Origin of the sequence: Janthinobacterium sp. BJB301 (assembly GCF_002735685.1) — a bacterium.
GTDB lineage: Bacteria > Pseudomonadota > Gammaproteobacteria > Burkholderiales > Burkholderiaceae_D > Janthinobacterium > Janthinobacterium lividum.
Genome location: NZ_PDZJ01000003.1, coordinates 499,874 through 524,475, shown reverse-complemented (window position 1 = coordinate 524,475; position 24,602 = coordinate 499,874). Strand labels below are relative to the sequence as shown.

Annotated in this window: 19 protein-coding genes and 1 tRNA gene; 11 read left to right on the top strand and 9 right to left on the bottom strand. The window is 57.5% G+C overall.

Features of this window, described 5'->3' with window-relative positions; translation table 11 throughout:
* Window positions 1-10: 10 nt before the first annotated feature.
* The 5 genes from brxC (at window position 11) to brxL (ending at window position 11,728) form a co-directional block, all read left to right on the top strand.
* On the top strand, window positions 11-3,472 hold the full coding sequence (gene brxC, locus CSQ91_RS21655) for a BREX system P-loop protein BrxC (protein ID WP_099389566.1): 3,462 nt from the start codon (window positions 11-13) through the stop codon (window positions 3,470-3,472).
* 63 nt (window positions 3,473-3,535) lie between these two features.
* On the top strand, window positions 3,536-6,949 hold the full coding sequence (locus tag CSQ91_RS21650; protein ID WP_099389565.1) for an Eco57I restriction-modification methylase domain-containing protein: 3,414 nt from the start codon (window positions 3,536-3,538) through the stop codon (window positions 6,947-6,949).
* Window positions 6,946-7,338, top strand: coding sequence for an AAA family ATPase (locus CSQ91_RS21645; protein ID WP_099389564.1), 393 nt, complete (start codon window positions 6,946-6,948; stop codon window positions 7,336-7,338). The genes CSQ91_RS21650 and CSQ91_RS21645 overlap by 4 nt, the downstream gene beginning before the upstream one ends.
* A complete protein-coding gene (pglZ, locus tag CSQ91_RS21640) occupies window positions 7,335-9,680 on the top strand; it encodes a BREX-1 system phosphatase PglZ type B (RefSeq protein ID WP_099389563.1) in 2,346 nt (781 codons plus the stop codon). The genes CSQ91_RS21645 and pglZ overlap by 4 nt, the downstream gene beginning before the upstream one ends.
* Window positions 9,677-11,728, top strand: coding sequence for a protease Lon-related BREX system protein BrxL (brxL, locus tag CSQ91_RS21635; protein WP_099389562.1), 2,052 nt, complete (start codon window positions 9,677-9,679; stop codon window positions 11,726-11,728). The genes pglZ and brxL overlap by 4 nt, the downstream gene beginning before the upstream one ends.
* 65 nt (window positions 11,729-11,793) lie before the next feature.
* On the opposite strand, the gene CSQ91_RS21630 is transcribed toward brxL, so the two are convergent.
* From CSQ91_RS21630 to CSQ91_RS21595, 8 genes are all read right to left on the bottom strand, one after another.
* The gene (locus CSQ91_RS21630; RefSeq protein ID WP_143451080.1) at window positions 11,794-12,351 is read right to left on the bottom strand and encodes a hypothetical protein; all 558 of its coding nucleotides are present in this window, start codon (window positions 12,349-12,351) and stop codon (window positions 11,794-11,796) included.
* The gene (locus CSQ91_RS21625) at window positions 12,335-13,498 is read right to left on the bottom strand and encodes a helix-turn-helix domain-containing protein (RefSeq protein ID WP_099389560.1); all 1,164 of its coding nucleotides are present in this window, start codon (window positions 13,496-13,498) and stop codon (window positions 12,335-12,337) included. Before CSQ91_RS21625 ends, CSQ91_RS21630 begins: the two co-directional genes overlap by 17 nt.
* Before the next feature lies 1 nt (window position 13,499).
* On the bottom strand, window positions 13,500-14,897 hold the full coding sequence (locus CSQ91_RS28770; RefSeq protein WP_143451079.1) for a hypothetical protein: 1,398 nt from the start codon (window positions 14,895-14,897) through the stop codon (window positions 13,500-13,502).
* Window positions 14,897-15,394, bottom strand: a complete 498-nt coding sequence (locus CSQ91_RS21615) for a hypothetical protein (RefSeq protein ID WP_099389558.1) — start codon at window positions 15,392-15,394, stop codon at window positions 14,897-14,899. Before CSQ91_RS21615 ends, CSQ91_RS28770 begins: the two co-directional genes overlap by 1 nt.
* Window positions 15,395-15,581: 187 nt before the next feature.
* A complete protein-coding gene (locus CSQ91_RS21610; RefSeq protein ID WP_099389557.1) occupies window positions 15,582-16,025 on the bottom strand; it encodes a hypothetical protein in 444 nt (147 codons plus the stop codon).
* Between the two features lie 142 nt (window positions 16,026-16,167).
* Window positions 16,168-17,367 (bottom strand): site-specific integrase, encoded by a 1,200-nt coding sequence (locus tag CSQ91_RS21605; RefSeq protein WP_099389556.1) that lies wholly within the window; start codon window positions 17,365-17,367, stop codon window positions 16,168-16,170.
* A 163-nt stretch (window positions 17,368-17,530) separates the two neighbouring features.
* A tRNA-Pro gene (locus tag CSQ91_RS21600) sits at window positions 17,531-17,607 on the bottom strand.
* Window positions 17,608-17,659: 52 nt separating this feature from the next.
* Window positions 17,660-19,753 (bottom strand): AsmA family protein, encoded by a 2,094-nt coding sequence (locus tag CSQ91_RS21595; protein ID WP_099389555.1) that lies wholly within the window; start codon window positions 19,751-19,753, stop codon window positions 17,660-17,662.
* Between the two features lie 124 nt (window positions 19,754-19,877).
* On the opposite strand from CSQ91_RS21595, the gene CSQ91_RS21590 reads away from it, so the two are divergent.
* Genes CSQ91_RS21590 through arsH form a run of 3 tightly spaced genes read left to right on the top strand, consistent with a single transcriptional unit; the run spans window position 19,878 to window position 21,397 of the window.
* Window positions 19,878-20,249, top strand: coding sequence for an ArsR/SmtB family transcription factor (locus CSQ91_RS21590; protein WP_175445080.1), 372 nt, complete (start codon window positions 19,878-19,880; stop codon window positions 20,247-20,249).
* Window positions 20,246-20,668 carry an arsenate reductase (glutaredoxin) gene (arsC, locus tag CSQ91_RS21585; RefSeq protein ID WP_070280929.1) on the top strand — a complete coding sequence of 141 codons (423 nt, stop codon included), beginning with the start codon at window positions 20,246-20,248 and terminating at the stop codon, window positions 20,666-20,668. The genes CSQ91_RS21590 and arsC overlap by 4 nt, the downstream gene beginning before the upstream one ends.
* On the top strand, window positions 20,669-21,397 hold the full coding sequence (gene arsH / locus CSQ91_RS21580; protein ID WP_099389554.1) for an arsenical resistance protein ArsH: 729 nt from the start codon (window positions 20,669-20,671) through the stop codon (window positions 21,395-21,397). It abuts the gene before it with no gap.
* 61 nt (window positions 21,398-21,458) lie between these two features.
* On the opposite strand, the gene ispB is transcribed toward arsH, so the two are convergent.
* The gene (ispB, locus tag CSQ91_RS21575; protein ID WP_077400159.1) at window positions 21,459-22,448 is read right to left on the bottom strand and encodes an octaprenyl diphosphate synthase; all 990 of its coding nucleotides are present in this window, start codon (window positions 22,446-22,448) and stop codon (window positions 21,459-21,461) included.
* Between the two features lie 304 nt (window positions 22,449-22,752).
* Between ispB and rplU the strand changes: the two genes are divergently transcribed.
* The 3 genes from rplU to obgE all read left to right on the top strand — a co-directional run bounded on the left by rplU (window position 22,753) and on the right by obgE (window position 24,600).
* On the top strand, window positions 22,753-23,064 hold the full coding sequence (gene rplU, locus CSQ91_RS21570) for a 50S ribosomal protein L21 (protein ID WP_034754730.1): 312 nt from the start codon (window positions 22,753-22,755) through the stop codon (window positions 23,062-23,064).
* Between the two features lie 40 nt (window positions 23,065-23,104).
* A complete protein-coding gene (rpmA, locus tag CSQ91_RS21565; RefSeq protein WP_010395157.1) occupies window positions 23,105-23,377 on the top strand; it encodes a 50S ribosomal protein L27 in 273 nt (90 codons plus the stop codon).
* 113 nt (window positions 23,378-23,490) lie between these two features.
* On the top strand, window positions 23,491-24,600 hold the full coding sequence (gene obgE / locus CSQ91_RS21560; RefSeq protein WP_034754647.1) for a GTPase ObgE: 1,110 nt from the start codon (window positions 23,491-23,493) through the stop codon (window positions 24,598-24,600).
* Window positions 24,601-24,602 lie beyond the last annotated feature (2 nt).

The window sequence follows — 24,602 nt, the reverse complement described above, 5'->3', positions numbered from 1 at the left end:
GGCAAAAAACATGCTGAACAAAGACATCTACAACAAGGCACCGAAAGAGAACCGCCTCGTCAATAACGGGGTGGCTGAAGTCTCGGAGGACCATTCCGACGCCGCTCAGGCTGTCCTGCGCTATGAACTGGAGTCTTTTGTTTGTGACGGCCAATATGAGAGGGGCCTAGAGACCATTCTCGACAAGTTCCTGTTGAATTTGGATGCTGGCACTGAGCAGCCGGGTGTCTGGATTTCCGGTTTCTACGGAAGCGGAAAATCACACTTAGTTAAAATGCTGCGCACGTTGTGGACCGATTATCAGTTCTCTGACTGTGCCACAGCTCGCAGCCTTGCCAAGCTGCCGACTAGTGTTTTCGAACACCTGACGGAGTTGAGCACTCAGGGTAAGCGATACGGGTCGCTGCACGCTGCGGCAGGCAAGCTGGGAGCCGGTGCGGGCGATAACGTGCGCTTGGCTTTGCTGGGCATTGTTTTTAAGTCCAAGGGCCTGCCGGCGCAATACAACCAAGCGCAGTTGTATATGTGGCTGAAGCGGGAGGGTATTTTAGAAGCAGTACGCGCTGACTTGGAAGCCGAAGGGCGCAGCCTCGAAAAAACCTTGGCTGAAATGTACGTGTCTATGGCGTTGGCTCAGTCACTCTTGAAGCACCGTCCTGACTTGGCGGGCAGTCAGAAGGATTTAAGACTGATTTTGAAGAGTCAATTTCCTGAGGTTTCCGACATCACTAGCGACCAACTGGTACATACAGTTGATGCTGCGCTTTCAGTAGACGGCAAGTTTCCACTAACACTGCTTGTCCTCGACGAAGTGCAGCAGTACATCGGTGCAGATGCAGAGAAAGCTTTCCAGGTGCAGGAAGTCACCGAAACGCTCAGCAAGCACTTCAACGGCAAGTTGCTCGTTGTTGGTACTGGTCAGTCAGCGCTATCTGGCATGCCCAACCTGCAGAGACTGATGGGGCGCTTCCCTGTTCAAATCATGCTCGGTGACTGGGATGTTGAGAATGTCACGCGTCAAATAATTCTAGCCAAAAAGCCCTCTGCGCAACCACAGGTAGAGCAAGTCTGGCGAGCTAACTTGGGTGAGATTTCTCGCCACCTGCGTGGTACTAAGCTTGAGCATGTCACCGATGACGAAGACGTTCTGACATCCGACTATCCGCTATTACCGGTGCGACGTCGCTTCTGGGAGCGCGTTCTCCGCACAATCGACACGACAGGCACGGTGTCGCAATTACGTAGTCAGCTTCGCGTGGTGCATGAGGCCGTGCTCGATACGGCAGAAGCACCTCTTGGTTACGTCGTTTCTGGCGATTTTTTGTATGACCAGATTGCCGCAAACTTGCTTGCCACCGCCCAGTTACCCAAGGAGGTATTTGAGAACGTCCAGCGCTTTGCCGCTGGCGACGAGCGGGCACAGCTGAAAGGCAAACTGCTCAAGCTCATTTACCTCATTAACAAGTTGCCTGCCGATGCTGCGCTGGACCTCGGCCTCAAGGCGACCGAGGATTCCCTGGCTGACCTGCTAGTTACAGACTTATCCGCCGGCTCCTCCGAACTGCGCAAAAAGCTACCCGATTTGCTCGATGAGCTCCAGAACAAGGACCGCCTGGTGATGGCAATGGCGGGTAGTAGCGGCACCGAGTACCGCCTGCAAACCCGAGAGTCCAGTGCCTGGTACGACGAGTTCCGTGCCCAAGAGGCTGAGCTTAAGGCAGCGCCTCAACGGGTGGAGCAAAAGCGCGCGGACCTACTCAATGCTCGCTTTAGCGACGTCTTAAAGAAGGTACGTGTTGTGCAGGGCAAGGACAACGTTGAGCGTCGTCTCACACCTACTTACCACGATAGTCTACCCAAAGACCACGACAAAAATCTCTACCTGTGGATTCAGGACGGCTGGCAGGCCGAAGAGAAATCTGTCATTGCCGAAGCCAAGGCCAAGAACTCGAATAACCCGACTCTGTTTGCCTTCCTGCCGTCACAGCATAAGACCGAACTGAGCAATGCTATCGTCGCACTGGAAGCAGCACGCACCACGCTGCAGAAAAAAGGAAGTCCCTCCACGGAAGAAGGCCGTGATGCCCAGCGCTCAATGGAGAGTCGACAGCGTACCGCCGAGAGAGAGTTGGCCGAATTGCTGGACCAACTCGTGGCCGGAGTGCGGGTGTTCCAGGCCGGCGGGCAGGAAGCAAGCGACGGTAACGACCTAGCCGACCGCATCAACCGTGCGGCCAAATCCTCTGCCATTCGCCTCTACGGCCAGTTTGATGCCGCCGACCACGACATGTGGAGCAAGGTGCTCGATGAGGCTCGCAAAGGCAACATGGAGGCGCTGAGGGCTGTGGGGCATACTCAGGAGGCCGACAAACACCCAGTGTGCCTGAAGCTGCTGAGCTACATTGGCCCTGGAAAAAAGGGGGGCGAGATTCGCGAGAATTTTGAAGCACCGCCTTTTGGTTGGCCTCGGGATGCAATTGATGGTGCTTTGTATGCTCTGCTATCTGCGGGGCACATCAAAGCGAAAGATGCGTCTTCCAAGTCAGTTGACGCCAAAAGTCTGGACCGTGCCAAACTTACTCAGGCCAGCTTCCAGCGTGAGAGCGTGAACATCACGCCGCCTCAGCTCATCAAGATTCGCACTCTTTTCAGCACGGTCGGTGTGCCGTGCCAACCAAAGGAAGAGCTTTCTAAGGTGCCAGCCCTGCTGGCTAAATTGCGAGAGCAAGCATCAAAAGCGGGCGGCCAAGCTCCCGCACCAGAAGCACCGAAGCTAACGTCAATTGAGGCCATTGAGGCGCAAACCGGCAACGCGCAGTTGCTAGAGCTGTTCACCCGCAACGACGAAGTAATTGGCCTTTCCAAGGCTTGGACTAAGACGGCCGACGACATCGCCAAGCGGCTGCCTGTATGGAGCAAGTTAAAGGAGCTTTTGCGCCATGCGAAGGGACTGGGTCCCTACGCCACACTCAAGGCCGAGGTAGATGCTATTGAGTTACAGCGCAGCCTCCTGGCCGACCCAGACCCAGTTCGACCGTTGCTGGACAAAACGGCAGACCTATTGCGCCAGTCCCTGAACGCCAAGCTGGAGGTGTTTCATCAGACCTTCGAGCAACAGCAGGCCCAGCTCCAGGCGGATACCGACTGGAACAAGCTGGACGAAGTCCAACGTGCCGAACTCAGCTACAAGCACAATTTGACTGTCCCCGGCACGGTGCGGCTTGGCACGCCAGAGCAATTGCAAGATGCACTGGACGAGTGTGACCTCGACCACTGGGTCTCGAAGACCCAGGCGCTTTCTAGTCGCTTTGAGGCGGCCCGGCACGCGGCGGTCCAGGTCTTGAAGCCCAACGTCGTCCATGTGGCGCTGCCGAAGCGCACGTTAAACGATGAAGCTGAGCTCACGGCGTGGCTTACGGAAGTTGAGGCGCTGTTGAGTGCCAAACTTAAGAACGGGCCTGTAGCGCTTTGAACAATGAACAATGACGCCGGGTAGACGCTTCCCGCGTCACGCGAAAACAGGATACAGAACACTATGCCAACCCACAGCATTAATAACCAGCCATTGGCTAAGCCACTGCGCACCCAGCTTGAGCATTCCGTCAAAGCGGCACGTGAGGTCGCCGAAAAAGGAGCCCACGCCACCCTGACTCAGGTCGCAGTAGGTGAAGCCAAGGCCCCCGATTACCTGACCGACGAGCTCAAGACCCTGCGCCGTCGCTTGCGCGCCCACGGTCGCGCTCTGGGCGATGTCAAGGCCTCCGACGATACCCAGGACATGCGGCACCTGGTCTGGGAAGTGTCCTACGAACACTGGCACCGAATGCTGTTCGCCCGCTTTCTCGCTGAGAACGGCTTACTGCTGTGGGAGCCGGGCGCAGCCGTCTCGCTGGACGACTGTGAAGCCTTGGTGCAAGAGGCCGACCCGGCGATGAACCTGGCTGCCAAGACCAAGTGGGAGTTGGCCGGCAAGCTTGCCGCCCGCATGCTTCCGCAGGTGTTCAAGCCGCAGAGCCCAGTATTCGAACTGGCCTTAGCGCCGGAGCATCAGCGTGAACTTGAGCGCCTGCTGGCCGCGCTGCCATCCGAGGTGTTTAAGGCCAGCGACAGCCTAGGTTGGGTCTACCAGTTCTGGCAGGCCAAGCGCAAGGATGAGGTCAACGCCTCGGAAGTGAAGATTGGCGCCGACGAGCTGCCCGCCGTCACCCAGCTCTTCACCGAACCCTATATGGTGGACTTCCTACTTCACAACTCGCTAGGTGCCTGGTGGTTAACGCGCCACCCCGGCCAGCCCTGCCCAGTGCCGCTGACCTATTTGCGCAGGTTGGACGATGGCACGCCCGCCGCCGGCATGTTCGAAGGCTGGCCGAGTGACCCCGGAAGCGGGCTGCAAGACTTCAAGCTGCTCGACCCGTGCTGCGGCTCGGGCCACTTCCTGGTGGCGGCTTTCCTGCTGCTGGTGCCCATGCGCATGGCGGACGAGGGGCTGAGCGCGACAGACGCGGTAGATGCTGTGCTAGCCGACAACCTGCACGGCCTAGAGCTGGACGCCCGCTGCGTGGAAATCGCGGTCTTCGCGCTTGCTCTGGCGGCATGGCGCTATCCGGACGAGAACGGGAACCCGCTGGGCGTGCGTACCGACATGCCTGTACCGAACGTTGCCTGCTGTGGGCTGAAGATTTCTGCGAGTGCTGAAGAATGGGAAGCGCTTGTTCCACTAGACGACGCGCATGCCGAACTAACTCGACAAGAGTTGCGTCACTTGCACAGCTGCTTTGCTCAGGCGCCTCTGCTGGGAAGCCTACTTGACCCTGAGCGCAGCTTGGGGTCCGGCAGCCTTGGCCTCTTCGATTTTACCTCGACTAGGGTGTTACTCGAGCGAGCGTTGACGCGGGAAAGCTCTACCACTACGTTGATGGGTTCCGGCGAACGTGACGATGAAGTGTGGGACTTGGCGCTAACTGCCCGTGGTCTGCTAGACGCCGCACGCTTACTGGACATGCGCTATCACTTTGTCGTCACAAATGTGCCGTACCTCGTGCGCGGCAAGCATTCAGAGTTTCTTCGAAAGTACTGCGAAAAACACTACCCGGCTGCGAAGAACGACCTCGCCACTGTTTTTATTGAGCGGTGCCATGCACTTTGCCTCGATAATGCGTCATTCGGGATTGTAAGCCCTCAGAACTGGTGGTTTTTGCAGAGCTATGTTCACTTTCGGAAGTGGCTCCTCAGTAGCGCAACTTTAAATTCTGTCGTATCGCTCGGTGAAGAAGCTTGGGAGTATTTTGGTGACCGAGGACCACTGGCGACGCTGGTAATTAGCACTCGCGCAAAGCCGACGCCTGATTCGAAATTCTCAGCATTTAACGCCTTCAAAATCAAAACACTGGATGAGAAGCGACAAATGCTGGCGAGCGGCGAGATGCTTGTTCTAAATCAGCAATCCCAAATAAATAACCCTGATTCAAGAATTGCCTTGGAAGGTGGTCAACAAGGTGACCTGCTGAGCCAATTTGCGTTCTCGTCAATTGGCCTTTCCACAAGCGATACACCACTATTCGTCCAGTTTTTTTGGGAGCACGAGAGCGAAGTGATAGGAAACGACTGGGAGCTCCATCAAAGTGCGCCTGATTCAACTCAAGAATGGGCCGGGTTGGAGTGCGTAGTCCGTTACGAGGGTGGTGAGGGACTAATGCGACAACTCGCCGCCGCCCAAGATATTGACAGGGGGCGCGACAGGCAAGGTATAAATGCTTGGGGGCAAGCAGGGGTGGCGGTTCGCCTAATGCGAGATTTGCCAGTCAGTTTGTATGTGGGAAACAAATTTGACAATAATATTGGCGTTCTTGTACCTCACGAGAAATCACACGTCGCGGCAATTTGGTGTTACTGCTCATCGGATGAATATGCTTCAGCTATACGACGAATTGACCAAAAATTAAACGTTACAAACGGAACTTTGACAAAAGTTCCGTTTGACTTGGAATATTGGACGAAGGTCGCCAACGAGCGGTATCCAGATGGGTTTGTGCAGCCCTATTCTGACGACCCGACACAATGGCTATTCCACGGCCACCCGCAGCCGGCCACGGAGCCGCTACAAGTGGCCGTCGCCCGATTAGTCGGATACCGCTGGCCTGCTGAGACCGACAAGGCGATGGCATTGGCCGACAAGGCTCGTTCCTGGACAAAATATTGCGACGAATTAAGCGAACATACCGACGACGATGGCATCGTTTGCTTGCCCGGAGTTCGCGGCGAGCCGTCCGCGCATGAGCGTCTACTTAAATTACTCATTGCCGCTTGGGAGACAGTGCAGCCCGGCAGTTGGAAACCCGCCGTGCTCGACAAGCTGCTGACCGATGCCGATTGCGTTGGTAAGAGCCTGGACGTCTGGCTACGCGATAAGTTTTTCGAGCAGCACGCTAAGCGCTTCTACCACCGCCCCTTCATCTGGCACGTGTGGGACGGCCTGAAAGACGGCTTTGCCGCGCTTGTAAATTACCACAAGCTTGACGCCAAGAACCTGGAGCGCCTCGTCCACACCTACCTGGGCGATTGGATACGCCAACAGGAGGCTGGCGTGCGCGACGGCATTGACGGCGCCCCAACCCGCCTAGCCGCCGCCCAAGACCTGAAGCGCCGCTTGGAGCTCATCCTAGAAGGCGAGAAGCCCTACGACATATTCGTGCGCTGGAAGTCGCTCGCCGAGCAACCCATCGGCTGGAACCCAGACCTCAACGACGGAATACGCCTGAACATCCGCCCCTTTTTGACCGCCGAGGTTTTGCGCCACAACAAGAAGCCCAAGCTCAACATCACGTGGGAAAAGGACCGCGGAAAAGACGTGGAAAGCGCACCCTGGTTGAAGGTGTTTGGTGGCGACCGCATCAATGACTATCACCTAACGGTGGCGGAGAAGAAAAAAGCGAGAGGTGATGCATCATGAAAGTAAAACGACTCAGCCTGCTCAGCTTTCGTGGCGTCAAGGCACTGGAGCTGGATTTCGCAGAACGAACTACGGCATTTGTAGGCGTTAACGGAGTGGGAAAGTCCACTGTGCTTGATGCGCTGGCCATCGCGCTGTCGCAGCTTACTTGGCGCATCAATGGGAACCCACAGAAATCGCGTCCTATTGCGCTTGACGACATTCGGCAAGGTGATGATTTTGCTCGTATCGAACTGGCCGTGGAACTGCGAGGTGAACTGGTCAAGGGTGCAACCGTGACTAATCGCAAGAAAGGCGCTTACACCGAACCGCTACGCAAAAGTGAGCTTGACGCTTTTGGCTACGTAGTGGCGCGTTACGTAGAGCAGCTACAGGAAGGCGCCGCATGAAATTTCCCCCCGGAACAACAGTCTGCTCACAACTTGTGGCCGCCTTGCAGGCGGCGTCCAAGATTAATTCGCATGCTGCAGCGCCCGCCGCCGCAGTGCTATGGCCCGACAAAGAGCGACAGTGGCAAGCCGCGCTGCCATCGTTGAAAAAACTGCTGCCCGGACTGTGCGAACTAGGTTCCTATGAGCCCGAGGCGCGTCGCGGCCCGGCGGTGTGGCTCAAGTGCGCATTGGCCGGTCTCATTACCGAAGCTTCATTCGAGGGCGTGCCAATCGTATATCTGCCGGGCGTGAGTCGCGCGGAGTTGCGGGCCATCGAGTCCTGCCCACGCTACCTGCAGCCTTTGGCCGAACTGCAATACCGCGGAATATTTTGGAGCCAAGCCAATGCAAAGGACTGGACGGTGAGCGCCTTCTTGGCGTCGAAAAGCGGCGGCCTGGGTCTGGACGTAGCGCAAGACAAGGCAACGCAAGAGGTTCTCGGCCAAGCATTGCAAGCTGGCTTGTTGCTTGAGCACCCGGTGGAAGAACTACAGAACCGCGCCATCAACGCGGAGTGGTTGCTCGGTCTGCTCGCGCCGAACCCAGCGCGCGACCTATTGCTGTGGATGAATGCGCCAGAGGCTGCACGCCAGGAATGGGGAGTCGTGCTATGGGAGGTATTTGCCAAACGCTGCAAGTCGGACTTCGGCTTCGAGCCCTTGGCCGACGGTGTGCTGGTGGCCGCCGAGCGTTTGGCCAAGGGTGAAGGTAAGTGGGGGGCGGTGGCGGTGCTCTACCGAGACTCCTTTGCAAGCTTCCCGAACATCTTTGGTCTACTCGCAAAGGTCCAGCCGCCGCAGTTGGGGCTTTTCCCCGAACAGGACCAGCTGGCAGGCTACCCGCAGGCCAACGAGCAGGGCGAAGCCGCGTTGCGCTATACCCTATTAGCCTGTGCTGTCATGGATGCGCCGCAGGCTCGCGCGGCCGTCGCTGCGGCCGAGAAGGAGCACGGCGTTCGGCGCGGCTGGTTGTGGGCCCGTATGGGGCGCTCGCATTTGGCGACGGCGTTGGAGCATTTGACCGAGCTGGCCCAACGCAGTGCAAATGCGCCCGTTGGCCAGACGCCCCCTGAATTGGCAGCGAGCTACCAGCAGACTGGGTGGCGTGTGGACGACGCTGCGCTGCAGGCGCTTGGCTGTGCACATTCTAAAGGCGACCTAGAGGCCGTTAGTGGAGCGTTGCGCGCGATGTACTTACCCTGGCTGGAAGAAGCGGCACATCGGCTGCAGGAGGCCGTGAAGTCGACGGGCGGGTTGACGCCGGTCGAGCCCTCGGCCGTCAATGTCGCGGCGGCCGGCACCTGTACCGTATTCGTCGATGGTCTGCGCTACGACGTTGCAATGCGGCTTCAACAACGCCTTTCGGCCTTGGGAACAACGAACCTGTCAGCACGCTGGACCAGCCTGCCGTCGGTGACGGCGTCGGGAAAGGCCTGGTGTTCGCCGGTGGCGGCCTTCATCGCTGGTGCTGCCGACGACGTCGACTTCGAACCCCGGGTGGCTGCGGACGGCAAGCCGCTGTCCGGTCATAACTTTCGCAAGCTTCTAGCCGAACACGGCGTGCAACCATTAGGCAAGCACGAGTGCGGCGACCCGCAGGGCCATGCTTGGACAGAGGCTGGCGACCTGGACCACTACGGGCACGAGCATGGCATTCGACTGGCTCGCGACATGGACACACAACTCGACCAGGTGGTGGAGAGGGTCAACGAACTTTTCGACGCTGGCTGGAGGCGCATCCGCATCGTCACCGACCATGGTTGGCTGCTCATGCCCAACGGCTTGCCTAAGTCCGACCTGGCTAAGCATCAAGCGGAGACGCGTTGGGGGCGCTGCGCGGTACTCAAGGACAGCGCGCATGGCACCTCGCTGACTTTTGGCTGGGACTGGTGCAAAGATGTGCAAGTGGCATATGCGCCTGGGGTGGCCAACTTCACCGCCGGGGCCGAGTACGCTCATGGCGGCATCAGCCTGCAGGAGTGCCTAGTGCCGGTACTGGAGTTGAACAGTGTCGGCACCTCTGGGGCGGATTCCCCTGCTACGCTGAAAGCGGTGACATGGAAAGGACTGCGCTGCACGGTCGTGGTGGAGGGCGCGTCGCCCGGCCAGCGCGTAGACATCCGCACTAAGGCGGCATTAGCTTCCAGCTCGCTGGCGGCCAGCATCAAGCTTTTGGAGGGAGGCAAGGCCAGCTTGGCCGTGACTGATGATGAACACATGGGCGCGGCCGCCGTGGTGATTGTATTGGACTCCGAAGGCGAGATAATACTGAAGAAGGCCACCACTGTGGGAGAGACATGATGATGCAACTTGATGAGCTAGACCGTAAGGCCACAACAGCGTTCGAAGGCTATGTTGTACGAAAGGACCTTGTGCGAACTTTCAGTCGTCAGTTCCCTGTGCCAACCTACGTGGTGGAGTTCCTACTTGGCCGCTACTGTGCCACCACCGACGAAGCCGAAATTCAGGAAGGCCTGGATATCGTGCAGCGGCAGTTGGGGTCCCGCACGGTCAAGGCGGGAGAGGAAGAGCTATTTAAGGCCCGCGCGCGTGAGTCTGGCTCCGTGAAAATCATTGACATTATCACCGCGCGCTTGGACTCGAAGACAGATTCCTATGTTGCCACTTTGCCGAGCTTACGACTCAATGACGTACGGCTGACGCCAGAGATGGTGAAGGACAACGAGCGCATGTTGACTGGCGGTTTCTATGCCGAGGTCACGTTAGGTTATGACTCGTCAATTGCGCAAGAGAAGGGCGGACGGCCCTTTGGTGTGGACGCTTTGCGTGCCATTCAACTCTCCAAGCGCGAGGTGCTGGACGTGCTGGCCAAGGGACGCGGCCAATTTACGACGCCCGAATGGCGCGACCTGTTGCTTCGTAGCGTGGGATTTGAGCCGGGAGACCTGACGGAGCGTGCCAAGGACGCCCTGCTGCTGCGTATGGTGCCCTTCGTGGAGCGCAACTATAATCTAGTCGAACTTGGTCCTCGTGGAACCGGTAAGTCGCATTTGTTTCAGCAGATTTCGCCATATGCGCACCTCATCTCCGGAGGTAAGGCTACCGTGGCTCGCATGTTCGTAAACAATCAAAATGGTCAGCGCGGCTTGGTATGCCAATATGATGTTGTCTGTTTTGATGAGGTCTCTGGTGTGTCCTTTGACCAAAAGGACGGCGTCAACATCATGAAGGGTTACATGGAGTCGGGAGAGTTCTCCCGCGGCAAAGAGAGCATTCGAGCGGATGGTTCGATTGTCCTGGTCGGTAACTTCGACGTTGACGTTGAGCACCAGCAGCGTGTGGGTCACCTCTTCGGGCCGCTGCCGCCTGAGATGCGCGACGACACAGCCTTCATGGACCGGATTCACTGCTTCCTGCCCGGTTGGGATGTGCCAAAGTTGAACCCAAGCTTGTTCACCGACCACTTTGGATTGGTGAGCGATTTCCTTTCAGAATGCTTCACTCAGCTGCGGGGCCAAAGCCGGGTATCAACCCTGCAGGGGCGTGTTTTTTGGGGCGGCGCGTTGTCTGGCCGCGACCTCAACGCCGTCAATAAGACAGTTAGTGGCCTGCTTAAGCTCATCTACCCTGACTCGAGCGCGCAAGTCAACGACGAAGACCTCGAGTGGGCTGTGCGCCTGGCACTTGAAGTGCGCCGCCGGGTGAAAGAGCAGCAAAAGCGTATTGGTGCAGCGGAGTTCCGCAACACGCATTTCAGCTACACAATGGGCGCCGAGGGAGTTGAGAAATTTGTCGTTACACCCGAGCTTCGGAGCGACAACACATTAGGTGTCGACCCATTGGAGGCTGGCCAAGTATGGACCATCAGCCCCGGTGGCGCTGACGATAATCCTGGCCTTTATCGCATCGAAGTCAACGAGGGACCAGGCTCCGGCGTTCGTATTTTGAACAAGCCGACGCCGCCGGCTTTTCAAGAGTCGATGCGGTACGCAGAACAAAATTTGTACGCACGGTCAGTTCAGCTTGTCGGTGACCGAGACCCCAGGTCACATGAGTTCTCCGTCCAACTTAGAGCATTCGACGCCTCCAAGTCTGGGGCAAAGCTTGGAGTGCCTGTGTTGATAGCTTTGTCCAGCGCATTGCTCCGGAAGTCGGTTCGTGGTGGGCTGGTCGTGGTCGGCGAAATCAATCTCGGTGGCTCAATCGAACCTGTTCACAACGCCGTCAACATCGCTGAAATTGCGGTTGAGAAGGGCGCACAGGCCCTGCTGATGCCGGTAAGTTGTAGGCGTCAACTCAACGAGCTCTCGGATGATATGGCGACAAAGGTGGACATTCAATTTTACCTTGATGCCAGAGACGCGCTACTTAAAGCACTCATTGAGTAAGGGAACTCCTACGCTCGTTTGCCGGATGAAAAATCGTTTATGGTGAGGCGTTGAGCGCTTGTTTCTCAAAATTGTAGACCTGCGAACAGCTCTTCCTCCCCTCTGACGATATTCATCCGGGCATTCGTTCGAGCTTCGAGGACCAAAGTCCTGATGTCGATTCTTGACCAATTGCCGCGTTCTCCTGCGGCCAAGAATAGCCCAAGTGAACTGATGACTTGGTGAGACGGGAACCGCTCGCGTTGGATTCGTCGGGCCTTCCCATCATCGAGGATGACCGTATAGTTCAAGCTGACGGCCACTGCGATGGCCGCGCTTTCGCCATCGTCGAGACACTCCGCCGGCTTGCCGGTAACTAGGCTTAAGTATAGTTCGTACTCCGGTGGTGTCATCCGGTGGGTGCGAACGAGGCCGTCGGCGGATAGTCTTTCTAATATTTTCTTGTGACACATCCCTTCGATGGGATGGCGCTTAATTTCGGCTAGTGTACGTTCTTCGATTAAGAAGACTTCACCTATCGAGCGCAGTACATCATCAGGCCGCTGGCACGCCAATAGGTTGAAGACAACGCTCGCGTCGAGCACTAGCGGTCCACTTGGGATAGTCTCAGAAATCGAGCGCAAGGACACCTCCTCCTGCAGCAGAGACTTCGGACAACATGCTTCGGACCGTAACCAAATCGAGTTCGAGTTTCTTGGAGAGCTGTTGTTCGGATACGAGCTCACGGTCATAGGCCGCACCTGCCAATAGGTAAAGGCGCGGGGTAAACTTCCCATTCGTTGGTTCATCACCGATTTCCCGTCGGACCTCGTCTATGTGGCGCGTTCCCAGGCCACGGTCCTTTAGGGAGTCGAACAATCCTTTAGGCACGACGCCCAGTGCTTCTAGTCTTCGCGTGACTGCTTCGACAGACACGCCGAAATAAATTGCCATCATCAAAAGATGCCGCACCGAAAATTCGCCTGCCAAATTCCTCAGTTCGCTCGCTTTACGGCGCATCGAGACTGCCGGCATTAGAAATGCGCGAGCGAACCAGTCGCAGAACTTGTCTTCGCGGTCTTCAAAGTCGACGGTTTCAAAAAGTACAGCAAGCCCGGCTTTCCGCAATAGGGGGTGGCATATTTCATGTGCGGCAGTCAGTCGACGGCGCTGCGGCGGATGATTAGAATTAAGGAGGACGAATCCACCATGTTCTTCGTCGAAAGCGACCGCACCACTCACCTTCGATGGAAGCGGACGCTCGAATATTCTCAGTCCAAGGTCAAACTCAATTAGCGCCGTAAGATTTGAAATTGGCCCCATTCCAATGCCAAGGCGTTGGCGCAAGGACATTGCGGCATCCTCTGCTTGCTGCTCGAGCGGTTCATCGCGATTTAGGCGAATAGTTGGATAGTCGAGTTTGATTGCCGGACTCTCCAACATTGCCTCCAACTCTACCGTTGACGCGGCCAGTCGGTTTAATAAAGAGCCAACCAAAATCTGGTCCGTGATACCTTCGTCTTCAAATCCCGTCTTCCGGAACTTCACATCCATGTCTAGTGGCTGACGGCCGCCGGAGAGCAGCTCCCCTTCTGACACGCCGTACTGCTCAGCGAAGGCGCGCAACTCCTCTACCGAAATTTGGCGCTTTCCAGCCTCAATAGCGACCACAGTGGTGCGCGCGAAACCGAGAGATTGTGCGGCACTCTCTTGAGTAAATTTGGCCAACGTTCGGGCGCTCTTGAGGCGCGCGCCAAGAACTTCTGGCCGGACCTGCAGTTCAATTCCCATGTTAACCTCTCGCCATTTGTGCAATCCAGGAATGGTCTCCGCATTTAGCGAGGAACCTGCTCCATTCCCTTTCGTGTTGTTGAATTAGTTCCATCAATTTGGCGTGGGCTTGCTTCACGTCCAATGCCAGGTATTCGGAGAGTCCGGCCGCTTCGCTCCAAAAAATTGGACTTGCCGGCTCCTTTGTAAGGTCAGCCATTCTTTGCATACTACGGATGCTGTTAGCCGCCAAGTCGTTGAACGATTTGATTTCGCGCGGTGCTTCGCCGGCGTCAAGTACTGCTTGGTGGAGTGCTTCGGCGGTAAGGCTTGCGAACTTGTATGTCGTTGAATCAGCGATTCCAGCAACAATCGCGGACGCCCGACGTAGGATGCAATTTCCGCAGGCCCCGCAATGAACCCGAGCGCCGTTATGATTAGCATGGCGCTGGTCGTGAGAGCATGAACGATGGTCGCGCAGCCAGCTGTCAGTATTGGGCTCTATCGCGGCTAGTGCCTCCATTACTTGCCCTTTGGTTTGAAATAGGGCCGGGTGCTCGAACTTCACGGTCTTGCCCGTTAGTTTCTCAAGTAGGTCGCGAATGCGCTTAGTGAAGCCTGGGTGGCAACTACGATGCTTACTTTCGTTGCCAAGGGGGACTAATGAACCACCAAGACTGCCTTGGCCATTTTCAGGTATTAGAACGCGATTAGAGTTACTTCGTAGAGCCCCATACGCGGACAGGATGTAGTACATGAATGGGCGTGACCGAAACGTTGGCTCAGCATGATGCGGTTCACTCACCTCTACGGGTACTTTAACTGCCCGCACGCCTCCCTGTGGCTTATCCTTGCAGAACTGCTTCCAGGTTTTGGAATTCGATTTGTTGTCCGTGAAAACGCAAACAACTTCGCATCCGGGCTCTCGCTGTTGAAGTAACCGCGTTTGTGCATACGAATCCAAGCCGTGGCTGTATGGAATGAATACTCGCGAAACGTCGGATGAAGAAATTGCGTGACCTTGATGGTCATCACAGGGCCGGGATTTACGTTGGACAAATTTGAAGTGCCAACTATCGCCCGTTAAGTATCCTAGGCATTCTTGAAGCGCTGAGGCTACTTCTTCACCTTGCCACAGCGCCTTGTCGAGCACGGGTAATTCGATGTCCAGTCTACGTCCCCAACCATCGCAATGGTGGCGTTTGACGCTTCTGTCCGCGAATCGAACTGCACCTAGCAGTGACATCAAGTCATGCGTCAGGTCGGTGGGTGAGGAAAAGCAATACTCATCCAGTAAGGTAGTGCTGATGCGAATGTCGCGACCAAGTTCGGCAATGTACTCGCCACATTTTGGTTTTTCCGGCGAATTTTCGACAACCCGAATCGTGGCACTTACTGGAAACGCCGTTGGGGTTTTCATTAGATATTCAACTCAATTGCTTCGCTGAGCAAAGTCGCGACGCTGTTGTGTTTGGTGGGTTCCTTGGCCTTCGGTGCTTCCGTGAAAGAACACTCGGCGGCGGCCCGCAGGAGACCTTGTCGAACTTCAGAAGCTTGTTGCGCTCCCCAAATTTCTCGAACTCTTGCCGTGACTTGCTCGATATCGGCATCAAGCACTTGACGATATAGTTCGGCGATTGCATGCGCATAAAGGTTGGCGCTGCCATCCCTCGCCAGTAGACCCTTAGCAATTTCAATGAGTTGACGCTCACGAGGAGTCATATCTTGCTGGCTAAAATCATTAATGAAACGCGATAGCCTTTCCTCTTCAAAGAAATCCGTTTCCGAGGGTAGTAACCCTGCCTTGAAGCCGCTTGCCCATTTGGGTTCAAGGCCGGCATCGACTTCACAATGGACTGCTCTCGAAATTGCATCTGGAACGCGCGACCAGTCCGCTTCACGGGATGCAAATTTCACAACGGATTGCCATGGCCGAGTTAGCGGAACAGTTCTATGTAGGTCGTCACGCATCGTGTTTGCCTTTTCATTGAGCAACCATAGTATGCCTCAAATTTTCCAATGTCAATATAATGCAATAAAAAAACTGACATTGTCAATTTTGAGGCTGGCGAGTGGCGCAGGCAAAATTCGCCCCGGCAAGCCCTTACCGTAGACCGTGGACACTATCGCAATCGCCGCAGGCCAATTGGTCGACGGCGTAAATGCGCACGACAGTACAGCCTTTGCCCCGTCTTGCTGTGACCTGGGCCATACGCGGCGCCTCGGGCATGAACTTGGGGCTATCGTCCTGAATCAGCCCCAACCCATCAGGGTTACGCGCGCTTGGCACAACAAGGCAGTCCAGCAGAGGTTTTAAGCCACCGTACGCGTTATCCCAGTCCAGGCTGCCGGCGCAGTGACGTTCTATTTCCAGCGCGCTTCTGACAAGCGGTGTCGTGGGCGCTTTGCCGCTAATCGCCGCCAGCACACGGGCGCGCCAGCCGTTGCGCAGTTTTTTGTACGCATGAAAATGCATGCCCTTGATGGCATTGTTGGAGGGGGGGGGCTCGGGCAGGTGGAGTTCGTAGAGGAGTTCGCGTGGGGGCATTGGGATGACTGGCGGGGGAGGGTATCTCCTATAGCAATTGAAGCAAAAACTCGGCGCTCCTCCTGCTGAACGAGTATGAAACATCAGCAAGTAGCAAGAGATGAGGGCACTCGCGGTGCCCTCATCTTATGGGTCATGCAGGTCAGGCTGCGGCACGGAGGCGGAACGGGACCACGTTGCATGGCCGTGCCGCTGGCTCCGACGCGACAATCAACGCCGGTGGCTGCTTTGGCTGCGCGGTGGTCAAGTCCTTCATGCTCAACTGAGCGCCTTTCCGCAGGCGCCGTTGCCCACGATGCACTACGGTTTGGCTCTTGTCAGCGAATGCCTCGTCTAGCCGCTTTGCCAAGCTGGGCATGCACAGATGGGTATAGCGAAGCAACATACGGGTGTCGCGGTGCCCGCTGAACGCCTGTAGGTCAACCAAGGAGAATCCTCCGGGGAGCCTGCCTCCCGCGTCGGCTACGCGGGAAATCGCCTCGTGCCGGAGGTCATGCACGTGAAGCTCATTTTCACCCATCAGGTCAGCAGCCTTGCAGATTCGTGCCCAGGCTTTGCACAAGGCGTCCAGACTCATCGGAAACACTTTTTCATCATCACGCGGCAACTGCTGGAGCAACACAAGAATGTCCTTGCGCAGCGCGAGCGTGCGAGGGCGTCCATTTTTGGACTCGGGGATGAATGCCGTCTGCTCGTTGAAGTTGATGCTGTCCCAAGTGAGTGACCGCGTTTCCACGCTCATACAACGGTCGTCAATGTAGTCGTTGAAGTCGTCGGGTACGATATCCGCGAAAGGCTTGCGAATGAAGCATGACGCAGGCGATGGCACGCGCATTTTCCTTCCAGAAGGTTTGCGGAAGGCTTTGCCGGCCAAGCTCGGATGCGGATTCTTATGGTCGGCGTATGCCTGGGCGATGTCCACTCGCGGAAGGCCTGCATCAGACAAAAGGGCATTGATGATGTAGCCTTCAACCTCAAAGCCTTTGTGACGAGGAGAGACCTCGCGCAGATAGCGTGCCAGGAGGTCGGCGAAAGTCACGCTACGACCCTTGGCGTAGTCCACGAACAAACCATTTCGACGTTCTAGTTCCAGACGCTGTTTGATGTCGACGGCCTCCTGTTCCGTATGCGCGTACAGGCATTGATTCAGGTGACCGGCATCGCGCACGCGGATGGCGAAGCTGTCGTTGGTGCGAACCAGTTTTGGTTTATATCCGTCCGCCTTCAGCTTTGCTATATAGGCCTTCAGTTGCTTATCGCGGTTGTAAGCGAACGTTTGGGTCAGGTCTTCGCGGTTCTTGACACTGACGACGAAGCGGGAACGGTTTTCAATAGATGCCATGAGACCTTTGCTCCTAGGTGTTATGGAGCCGAGTCTATGAATCAGGAGTTATATGTATTGCGGGGAGACCGCAAGCTTTGCCACTAATTTGCCACTAACGCGCAGAAATCTGTCAAAGCCACATTCGCCTGGGACGAGAACCCTTTGATTATAAAAGGATTTTTGGTCGGGGTGAGAGGATTCGAACCTCCGGCCTCTGCGTCCCGAACGCAGCGCTCTACCAGGCTGAGCCACACCCCGCTCCTTCATTACAGCAGATGGTGGCACGGCTTTCAAGCGGCTGCATCAAGGTCTATTTCTTTTCCTGCTGCGCCTTCCTGATTTCCGCTTCGCTCACTTTTTTCGCTGGCGCATTCGTCGCAGGCGAAGTCGGGGCCTTGCGGGTGGCGTTGGCTTGCGCCATGACGGCGGCGCAGTCCGTGTCGGGGGCCTTGTCGACGCTGACCAGCGGCAGCAGGGCGGCCAGCGGCGTGACGACGGTGGCCAGCGCCACGGCGGCGCCGGCTTTCAACGCCAGCGGGCCTTTCTGCGGGCCCACGTCCGGGTTCTTGAACGTGCCTTTCGCATACAGCGGCGTGCGCAGGGTGATGATGCGGGCGCCTTTGGTACGGGGGCGCACGTCGAGATCCAGGGTTTCGCTTGCCAGGTTGACGTTGCCCGTGACATTCACGACGGCGCTGTCCGTGTCGAGCACGAAGCGGCGCACGTTGGCCTGGCCATTCGTGACGGCGAAGTCGCTGGCCAGGCAGTTCAGGTGGACTTGCTTGTCGCCAAAGATTTTCACGAAGACGGCATTGGCCAGGTTCAGGCCAGCCAGTTCCAGCATGAACTGGCTGACGGAGCCTTCGCTGACGGTGGCCGCCAGCTCGCCATTCGCGCTGGCCAGCATGGCCGAGACGGAATTGCCGTGGCCCGTCAGCGCCGCATCGCCATACACTTCGCCGAAGCTCGCTTGCATCGATTGCAGCTTGGGAAACAGTTCGCGAATTTTGAGGTGGCGCGCCGCCACCTTGGCTTGCGCGGCGATGGTCTTTTGACGGCCATCGAGCGTGATGTTCGAGGTGATGTCGCCGCCGGCCATGCCGAAGTTGAGCGGCGTCAGACTCAGCACCTTGTCTTTCATGTGGATGTTGGCGACGACATTGTTGAGCGGGATATCGTGCGTGCGCACCAGTTTCTTGCCCGTGAATTTCACGTCGGCGTCGAGCGCATTCCATTTGGCTGTATTGAACTGCTCCACGGGCAAGGCTTTGTTGTCGGGCTGCACAGGCGCCTTGCCGCGCGCCTGTTTCTGCGCATTGCTGTCGGCGCCGATGGTAGGGCCCAGGTCTTCCAGGCGCAATTGCTGCGACGTCACTTCGCCGCGCAGCAAGGGACGCGGCTGGCGCGGCAAGTACTGCAGGGTACCGGCCAGGTCGCTCTGGCCCACCGTGCCCTTGAAGTCTTGATAGGTCCAGTTCCAGATGGCGCCTTCCTTCTTGCCCAGCAGGCGGCCTTTGGTGGCGTAGTCCGGGGTTTCCGGCAGCAGCACACCCGTCAGCGGATACAGGTCGGCCATGCTGGCGCCGGCCAGGCTCAGCTGCAAATCGATTCCCGACAGCGAGCGCGGGTCCGTCAGGGTGCCATCGATGCTGGCCTTGTTCTTGCCCAGCACGGCATGCGCCTGCACGGGATACACGGTGTTGTTATCGGTCAAGGACAGCACGGCACCGGCCTTGCCGCCACCCGTCACGGGCGCCTTGCGGTAGCTGCCGCCGAGGGTGAATTCGATGCCGTATTTCTGCACGGGCGCGCTGCCTGGCGCGTCGCCCGGCGTGGCGTCGGGTGCTGTCGAGCTGACCTTGGCGCGCAGGTCCAGCGCGATGCCCTCGTCGAGGTAGCGGATGGCGCCGTCGCCGAAGGCCATGCGCTGGATTTCCACGTCCCATGCCGAAGGGCCGTTATCCTTCAAGGTCCAGCTGTTGCTGCCATCGGCGCGCCGCTGCAGGGCAATATTGGGAGAGTCGAGCGCCAGGTCCGTCAGCACCAGCCTGTGCTGCAGCAGGGGCATCGGATGGATGGCCACGTCGATGCGTTTCGCGCTGGCCAGTTGCGGGCCGGCCGTCGCCCAGTCCGGGTTGCTCATGCGCACGTCCTGCGCACTGATGATGGGCCGCGGCACGTAGCGGCGCCAGCCCGGCTCCGTTTTCAGCCCTTGCTTCCATTGCACCTGCAAATCGCCACCGATGACGAAGGTGCGGCCCGTGCTTTCCGACACCTTTTCGTTGATGTAGGGGCGGGCGCGGTTCCAGTCGAAGGTCAGCACGAAGATGACCACGATGGCGATCAGGGCCAGCAGGGTGGCCAGGCTCCAGCCGAGGATTTTCAGGGGTGTCGAGCGTGTCATGGGGATGCCAATCGCAGTGATTTTTTCATTAAGATAGACCGATTGATCATGGCAGTCGGTGCGCTGGGTTACGTACGCATCGTGATTACTGGCATTGATTCCATAATTCGAGTATTATTGAATTATGGAAAACAACAATACTATCGCAACGCAGGCTGCGCCGCTGACAAGCACGGCCGCCATCGCTGCCCTGGCTGCGCTGGCACAGGAATCGCGGCTGGCCGTGTTCCGCCTGCTGGTGCAAGCGGGGCCGCAAGGCATGGCGGCGACGAAAATCGCCGAAGCGCTGGCGATCGCGCCATCGTCGCTGTCGTTTCACTTGAAGGAGTTGGCGCACGCCAACCTGGTGACGGCGAGCAAGGCGGGCCGCTCCATCATCTACGCCGCCAACTATGCGGGCATGAATGGCTTGCTGGCCTTCTTGACCGAGAACTGCTGTGCTGGCGCCCCTTGTTGCGTCACTGAATCTCATTTACTCAAGGACATCACGACATGACGATCACGATCTATCACAACACGGCGTGCGGCACCTCGCGCAATACCCTGGCCCTGATCCGCAACACGGGTGTCGAGCCCGTCATCATCGATTACGTCAAGCATCCGCCTTCGCGCGAGGAATTGCTCGACCTGATCGCCCGCGCCGGCCTGACCGTGCGCGCCGTCATGCGCGACAAGGGCGCCCTGTATGACGAACTGGGCCTGGCCAATCCGGACTTGCCGGACGCGGCCCTGCTGGACGCCATGCAAGCCCATCCTATCTTGATCAACCGCCCCATCGTCGTCACGGAACTGGGCGTGCGCCTGTGCCGGCCTTCGGAAAAAGTGCTGGACATCCTGCCATTGCCGCAGCAAGGGGCCTTCGTCAAGGAAGACGGCCAGGCCGTGGTCGGCGCCGACGGCAAGCCGGTGGCCTGAATGAATGACTTGCCGAATATCAATGCCGCGCACCTGGACGTGCCGGACCTGGACAAGCTGGCGCCGGTTAACGTTTCCACCCATGCGCCGCGCATCCTGCTGCTGTACGGTTCCTTGCGCGAGCGCTCGTACAGCAAGCTGCTGACCCTGGAAGCGGAGCGCATCCTGCGCCACTTTGGCGCCGACACGCGCGTGTTCGACCCGCATGGCTTGCCCATGGTCGACAGCGTGTCACCCGAGCATCCGAAGGTGCAGGAATTGCGCGCGCTGTCGCTATGGTCGGAAGGGCAAGTGTGGTGCAGCCCGGAACGCCATGGCGCCGTCACGGGCGTGTTCAAGTCGCAGATCGACTGGCTGCCGCTGGAAACGGGCAGCGTGCGGCCCACGCAGGGCCGGACCCTGGCCGTGATGCAAGTGTCGGGCGGTTCGCAATCGTTCAATGCCGTCAACGGCTTGCGCGTGCTGGGACGCTGGATGCGCATGGTGACGATACCGAACCAGTCTTCGGTTGCCAAGGCGTATCAGGAATTCGACGATGACGGCCGCATGAAACCATCGCCGTATTACGAGCGCCTGGTCGACGTGATGGAAGAGCTGTATAAATTCACCTTGCTGGTGCGCGACCGCCGCGATTACCTGGGCAGCCGCTACAGCGAGCGGCTGGAAGCGGCGCCGGCCATCGTCCAGGCATTGGCGGGCGCGGCGATGGAACATGAGCGCAGCAAATAAGCGGCACATAAAGAAAACGGCGCCAGTGGCGCCGTTTTGTATTGCATAGGATGAAACGCGATCAGTGATTGCGGTCCACGGCAAACGAGCACAGCTGCAGCATGGATTGCTTGTAGACGCTGTCCGGCCAGCCGGCGATAGCATCGGCGGCGCGCTGGCCGGCGATTTCCGCCTGCTTGCGCGTGTAGTCGAGGGCGCCGCTACTGGTGATGGCCGTCAGGACAGCGTCGAAATGCTGTTCGTCGCCTTGCTCGATACAGCTGCGCACCAGTTCGCGTTGCTCTGGCGTACCGTTTTCCATCAGCCAGATCAGCGGCATGGTCGGTTTGCCTTCGCGCAAGTCGTCGCCCACGTTCTTGCCGATTTCAGCGGCGTCGCCTGCATAGTCGAGTACGTCGTCGATCAGCTGGAAGGCCGTGCCCAGCGAGCGGCCGTATTCGGCGGCCGCTTCGATATCGTCTTCGCTGGCGCCGGCGATCAGGGCACCCAGTTGCGCCGACGCTTCGAACAGCTTGGCTGTCTTCGAGCGGATGACGTTCAGATAGCTCTCTTGCGTCACGTCCGGATCGTGCATGTTCAGCAACTGCAGCACTTCGCCTTCGGCGATCACGTTGGTGGCGTCGGACAGGATTTGCATGACGCGCATATTATTCAGCGATACCATCAGCTGGAACGAGCGCGAGTGCAGGAAGTCGCCCACCAGCACCGAAGCGGCATTGCCGAACAGGGCATTGGCCGTCTGGCGTCCGCGGCGCATCGACGATTCATCGACGACGTCGTCGTGCAGCAGGGTGGCGGTGTGGATGAATTCGACCACGGCGGCCAGTTCATGGTGCGCCGTGCCGCGATAGGCGTGGGCATTGGCCACCAGCAAGATCAGCACGGGACGGATGCGTTTGCCGCCTGCGCTGATGATGTATTCAGCGATCTGGTTGATCAGAATCACATCGGAGTGCAACTTTTGGCGGATCACCGTATTGACTGCGTCCATATCGGCGGCAATCGTTTGCACGATGGTGTTTTGGTTAACGTGTTTGTTAGCGTCAGACAAGGCGAACCTGCATTAGATTGTGGGTGCCGCGATTATACGACAAGGCTTGCGCGTGCGTGACGTTTGCCTATGACTGTAGAGCAATTGATTGACCTTGTTGGCACTGGCGCGCGTTTTGCTGTCCGCCTGGCGCAAGCCTGACATGATGGTCAGGTTGTCGACATACCACGATCGTCAAGCTTTGTGAATACTTTTTGACGCAATTTCTCAGTCCGTGTATAATCGCTGGTTCCCCCTGTTGTGCACGGCTTGCTTTTCATGGCAGTGGGACAAATTCTTTCAACATTTGATGAGGTTTCAAATCATGTACGCGGTCATAAAAACCGGTGGCAAACAATACAAAGTTGTCGCTGGCGAAAAACTTAAAGTAGAACAGATACCGGCAGACATTGGTTCCGAAATCACCATCGATCAAGTTCTCGCAGTAGGCGCGGGCGACAGCATCAAGTTTGGTGCTCCATTGGTCGAAGGTGCAACGGTACTGGTTACGGTTGTGGCGCATGGTCGCCATGATAAGGTCAAAATTTTCAAGATGCGTCGTCGTAAGCATTACCAAAAGCATCAAGGCCATCGCCAGAATTTTACCGAAATCCAAATCGTTTCGATCAACGGCTAATCGCCGCTGTTTGAATTAATCAGCTATCAAGGAGTCTTAAATGGCACATAAAAAAGGCGGCGGCACAACGCGAAACGGCCGTGATTCAGAATCAAAACGTCTGGGCGTTAAAGTCTACGGCGGCCAAGCTATCAATGCTGGCGGCATCATCATTCGTCAACGCGGCACCCCAGTGCGCGCTGGCGAAGGCGTAGGCATGGGCAAGGACCACACGTTGTTCGCGCTGATCGCGGGCAAAGTGAAGTTCGTTGTCAAAGGTGCTGGCTCGAAGCAATTCGTGACCGTTGTACCTAACGCAGCAGTACCAGCGTAATTCGTCGCGGAGCGCCAGTTCGCTCCGCAATGATCGCATGATGTAAGGCGCAAGCCTTCAATCGAAAGGCTCTGCCCAAGGTAGAGCCTTTTTAGTTTTATGGCGGCAAAATTATGAAGTTTATCGACGAAGCAAAAATCGAAGTCATCGCGGGCGATGGCGGCAACGGCTGCGCCTCTTTCTGCCGTGAAAAATTCCGGCCTTTTGGCGGTCCCGATGGCGGCGATGGCGGCAAGGGCGGCACCATTTGGGCAGTCGCCGACCGCAATATCAACACGCTCGTCGATTTCCGCTTCTCCAAAATGCACAAGGCTCGCAATGGCGAGCCTGGCCGTGGCGCAGATTGCTATGGCAAGGGCGCGGATGACATCCACCTGCGCATGCCGGTCGGCACCTTGATCATCGACAACGCGAGCGGCGAAATCCTGGCCGATCTGACCGAACACGGCCAGACCGAAATGCTGGCCAAGGGCGGCGAAGGCGGCTGGGGCAATATCCACTTCAAGTCCTCGACCAACCGCGCACCGCGTCAAAAAGGCGAGGGCAAGGAAGGCGAACGCCGCGAACTGCGCCTGGAACTGAAAGTGCTGGCTGACGTGGGCCTGCTGGGCATGCCGAACGCCGGCAAGTCGACCTTCATTTCGGCCGTCTCGAACGCGCGTCCGAAAATTGCCGATTATCCATTTACCACCCTGCACCCGAACTTGGGCGTGGTGCGCGTGTCGCACGAGAAGAGCTTTGTGATCGCCGACATTCCCGGCTTGATCGAAGGCGCTTCCGAAGGCGCGGGCCTGGGCCATCAATTCCTGCGCCACTTGCAGCGCACGGGCTTGCTGTTGCACATTGTCGACCTGGCGCCGTTTGAAACCAACGTCGATCCTGTCAAGGAAGCCAAGGCGCTGGTCAAGGAATTGAAAAAGTACGACGAGTCGCTGGTCGACAAACCGCGCTGGCTGGTGTTGAACAAGCTCGACATGGTGCCGGAAGAGGAGCGCAAGAAGATCGTCAAGGACTTCCTCAAGCGTTTCGCCTGGAAAGGTCCCGTCTTCGAGATCTCCGCGCTGAACCATCAGGGTTGCCCGGAACTGGTGAATGCGATTTACCAGCATCTGGAAGAGAAGAAACACAGCGAAAGCCGTGCCGAAGAAACGCAGATGACCGAAGAAGCACGCGGTATCTCGTCGATCGACCCGGATGATCCGCGTTTCAAGATCCTCGACTAAGG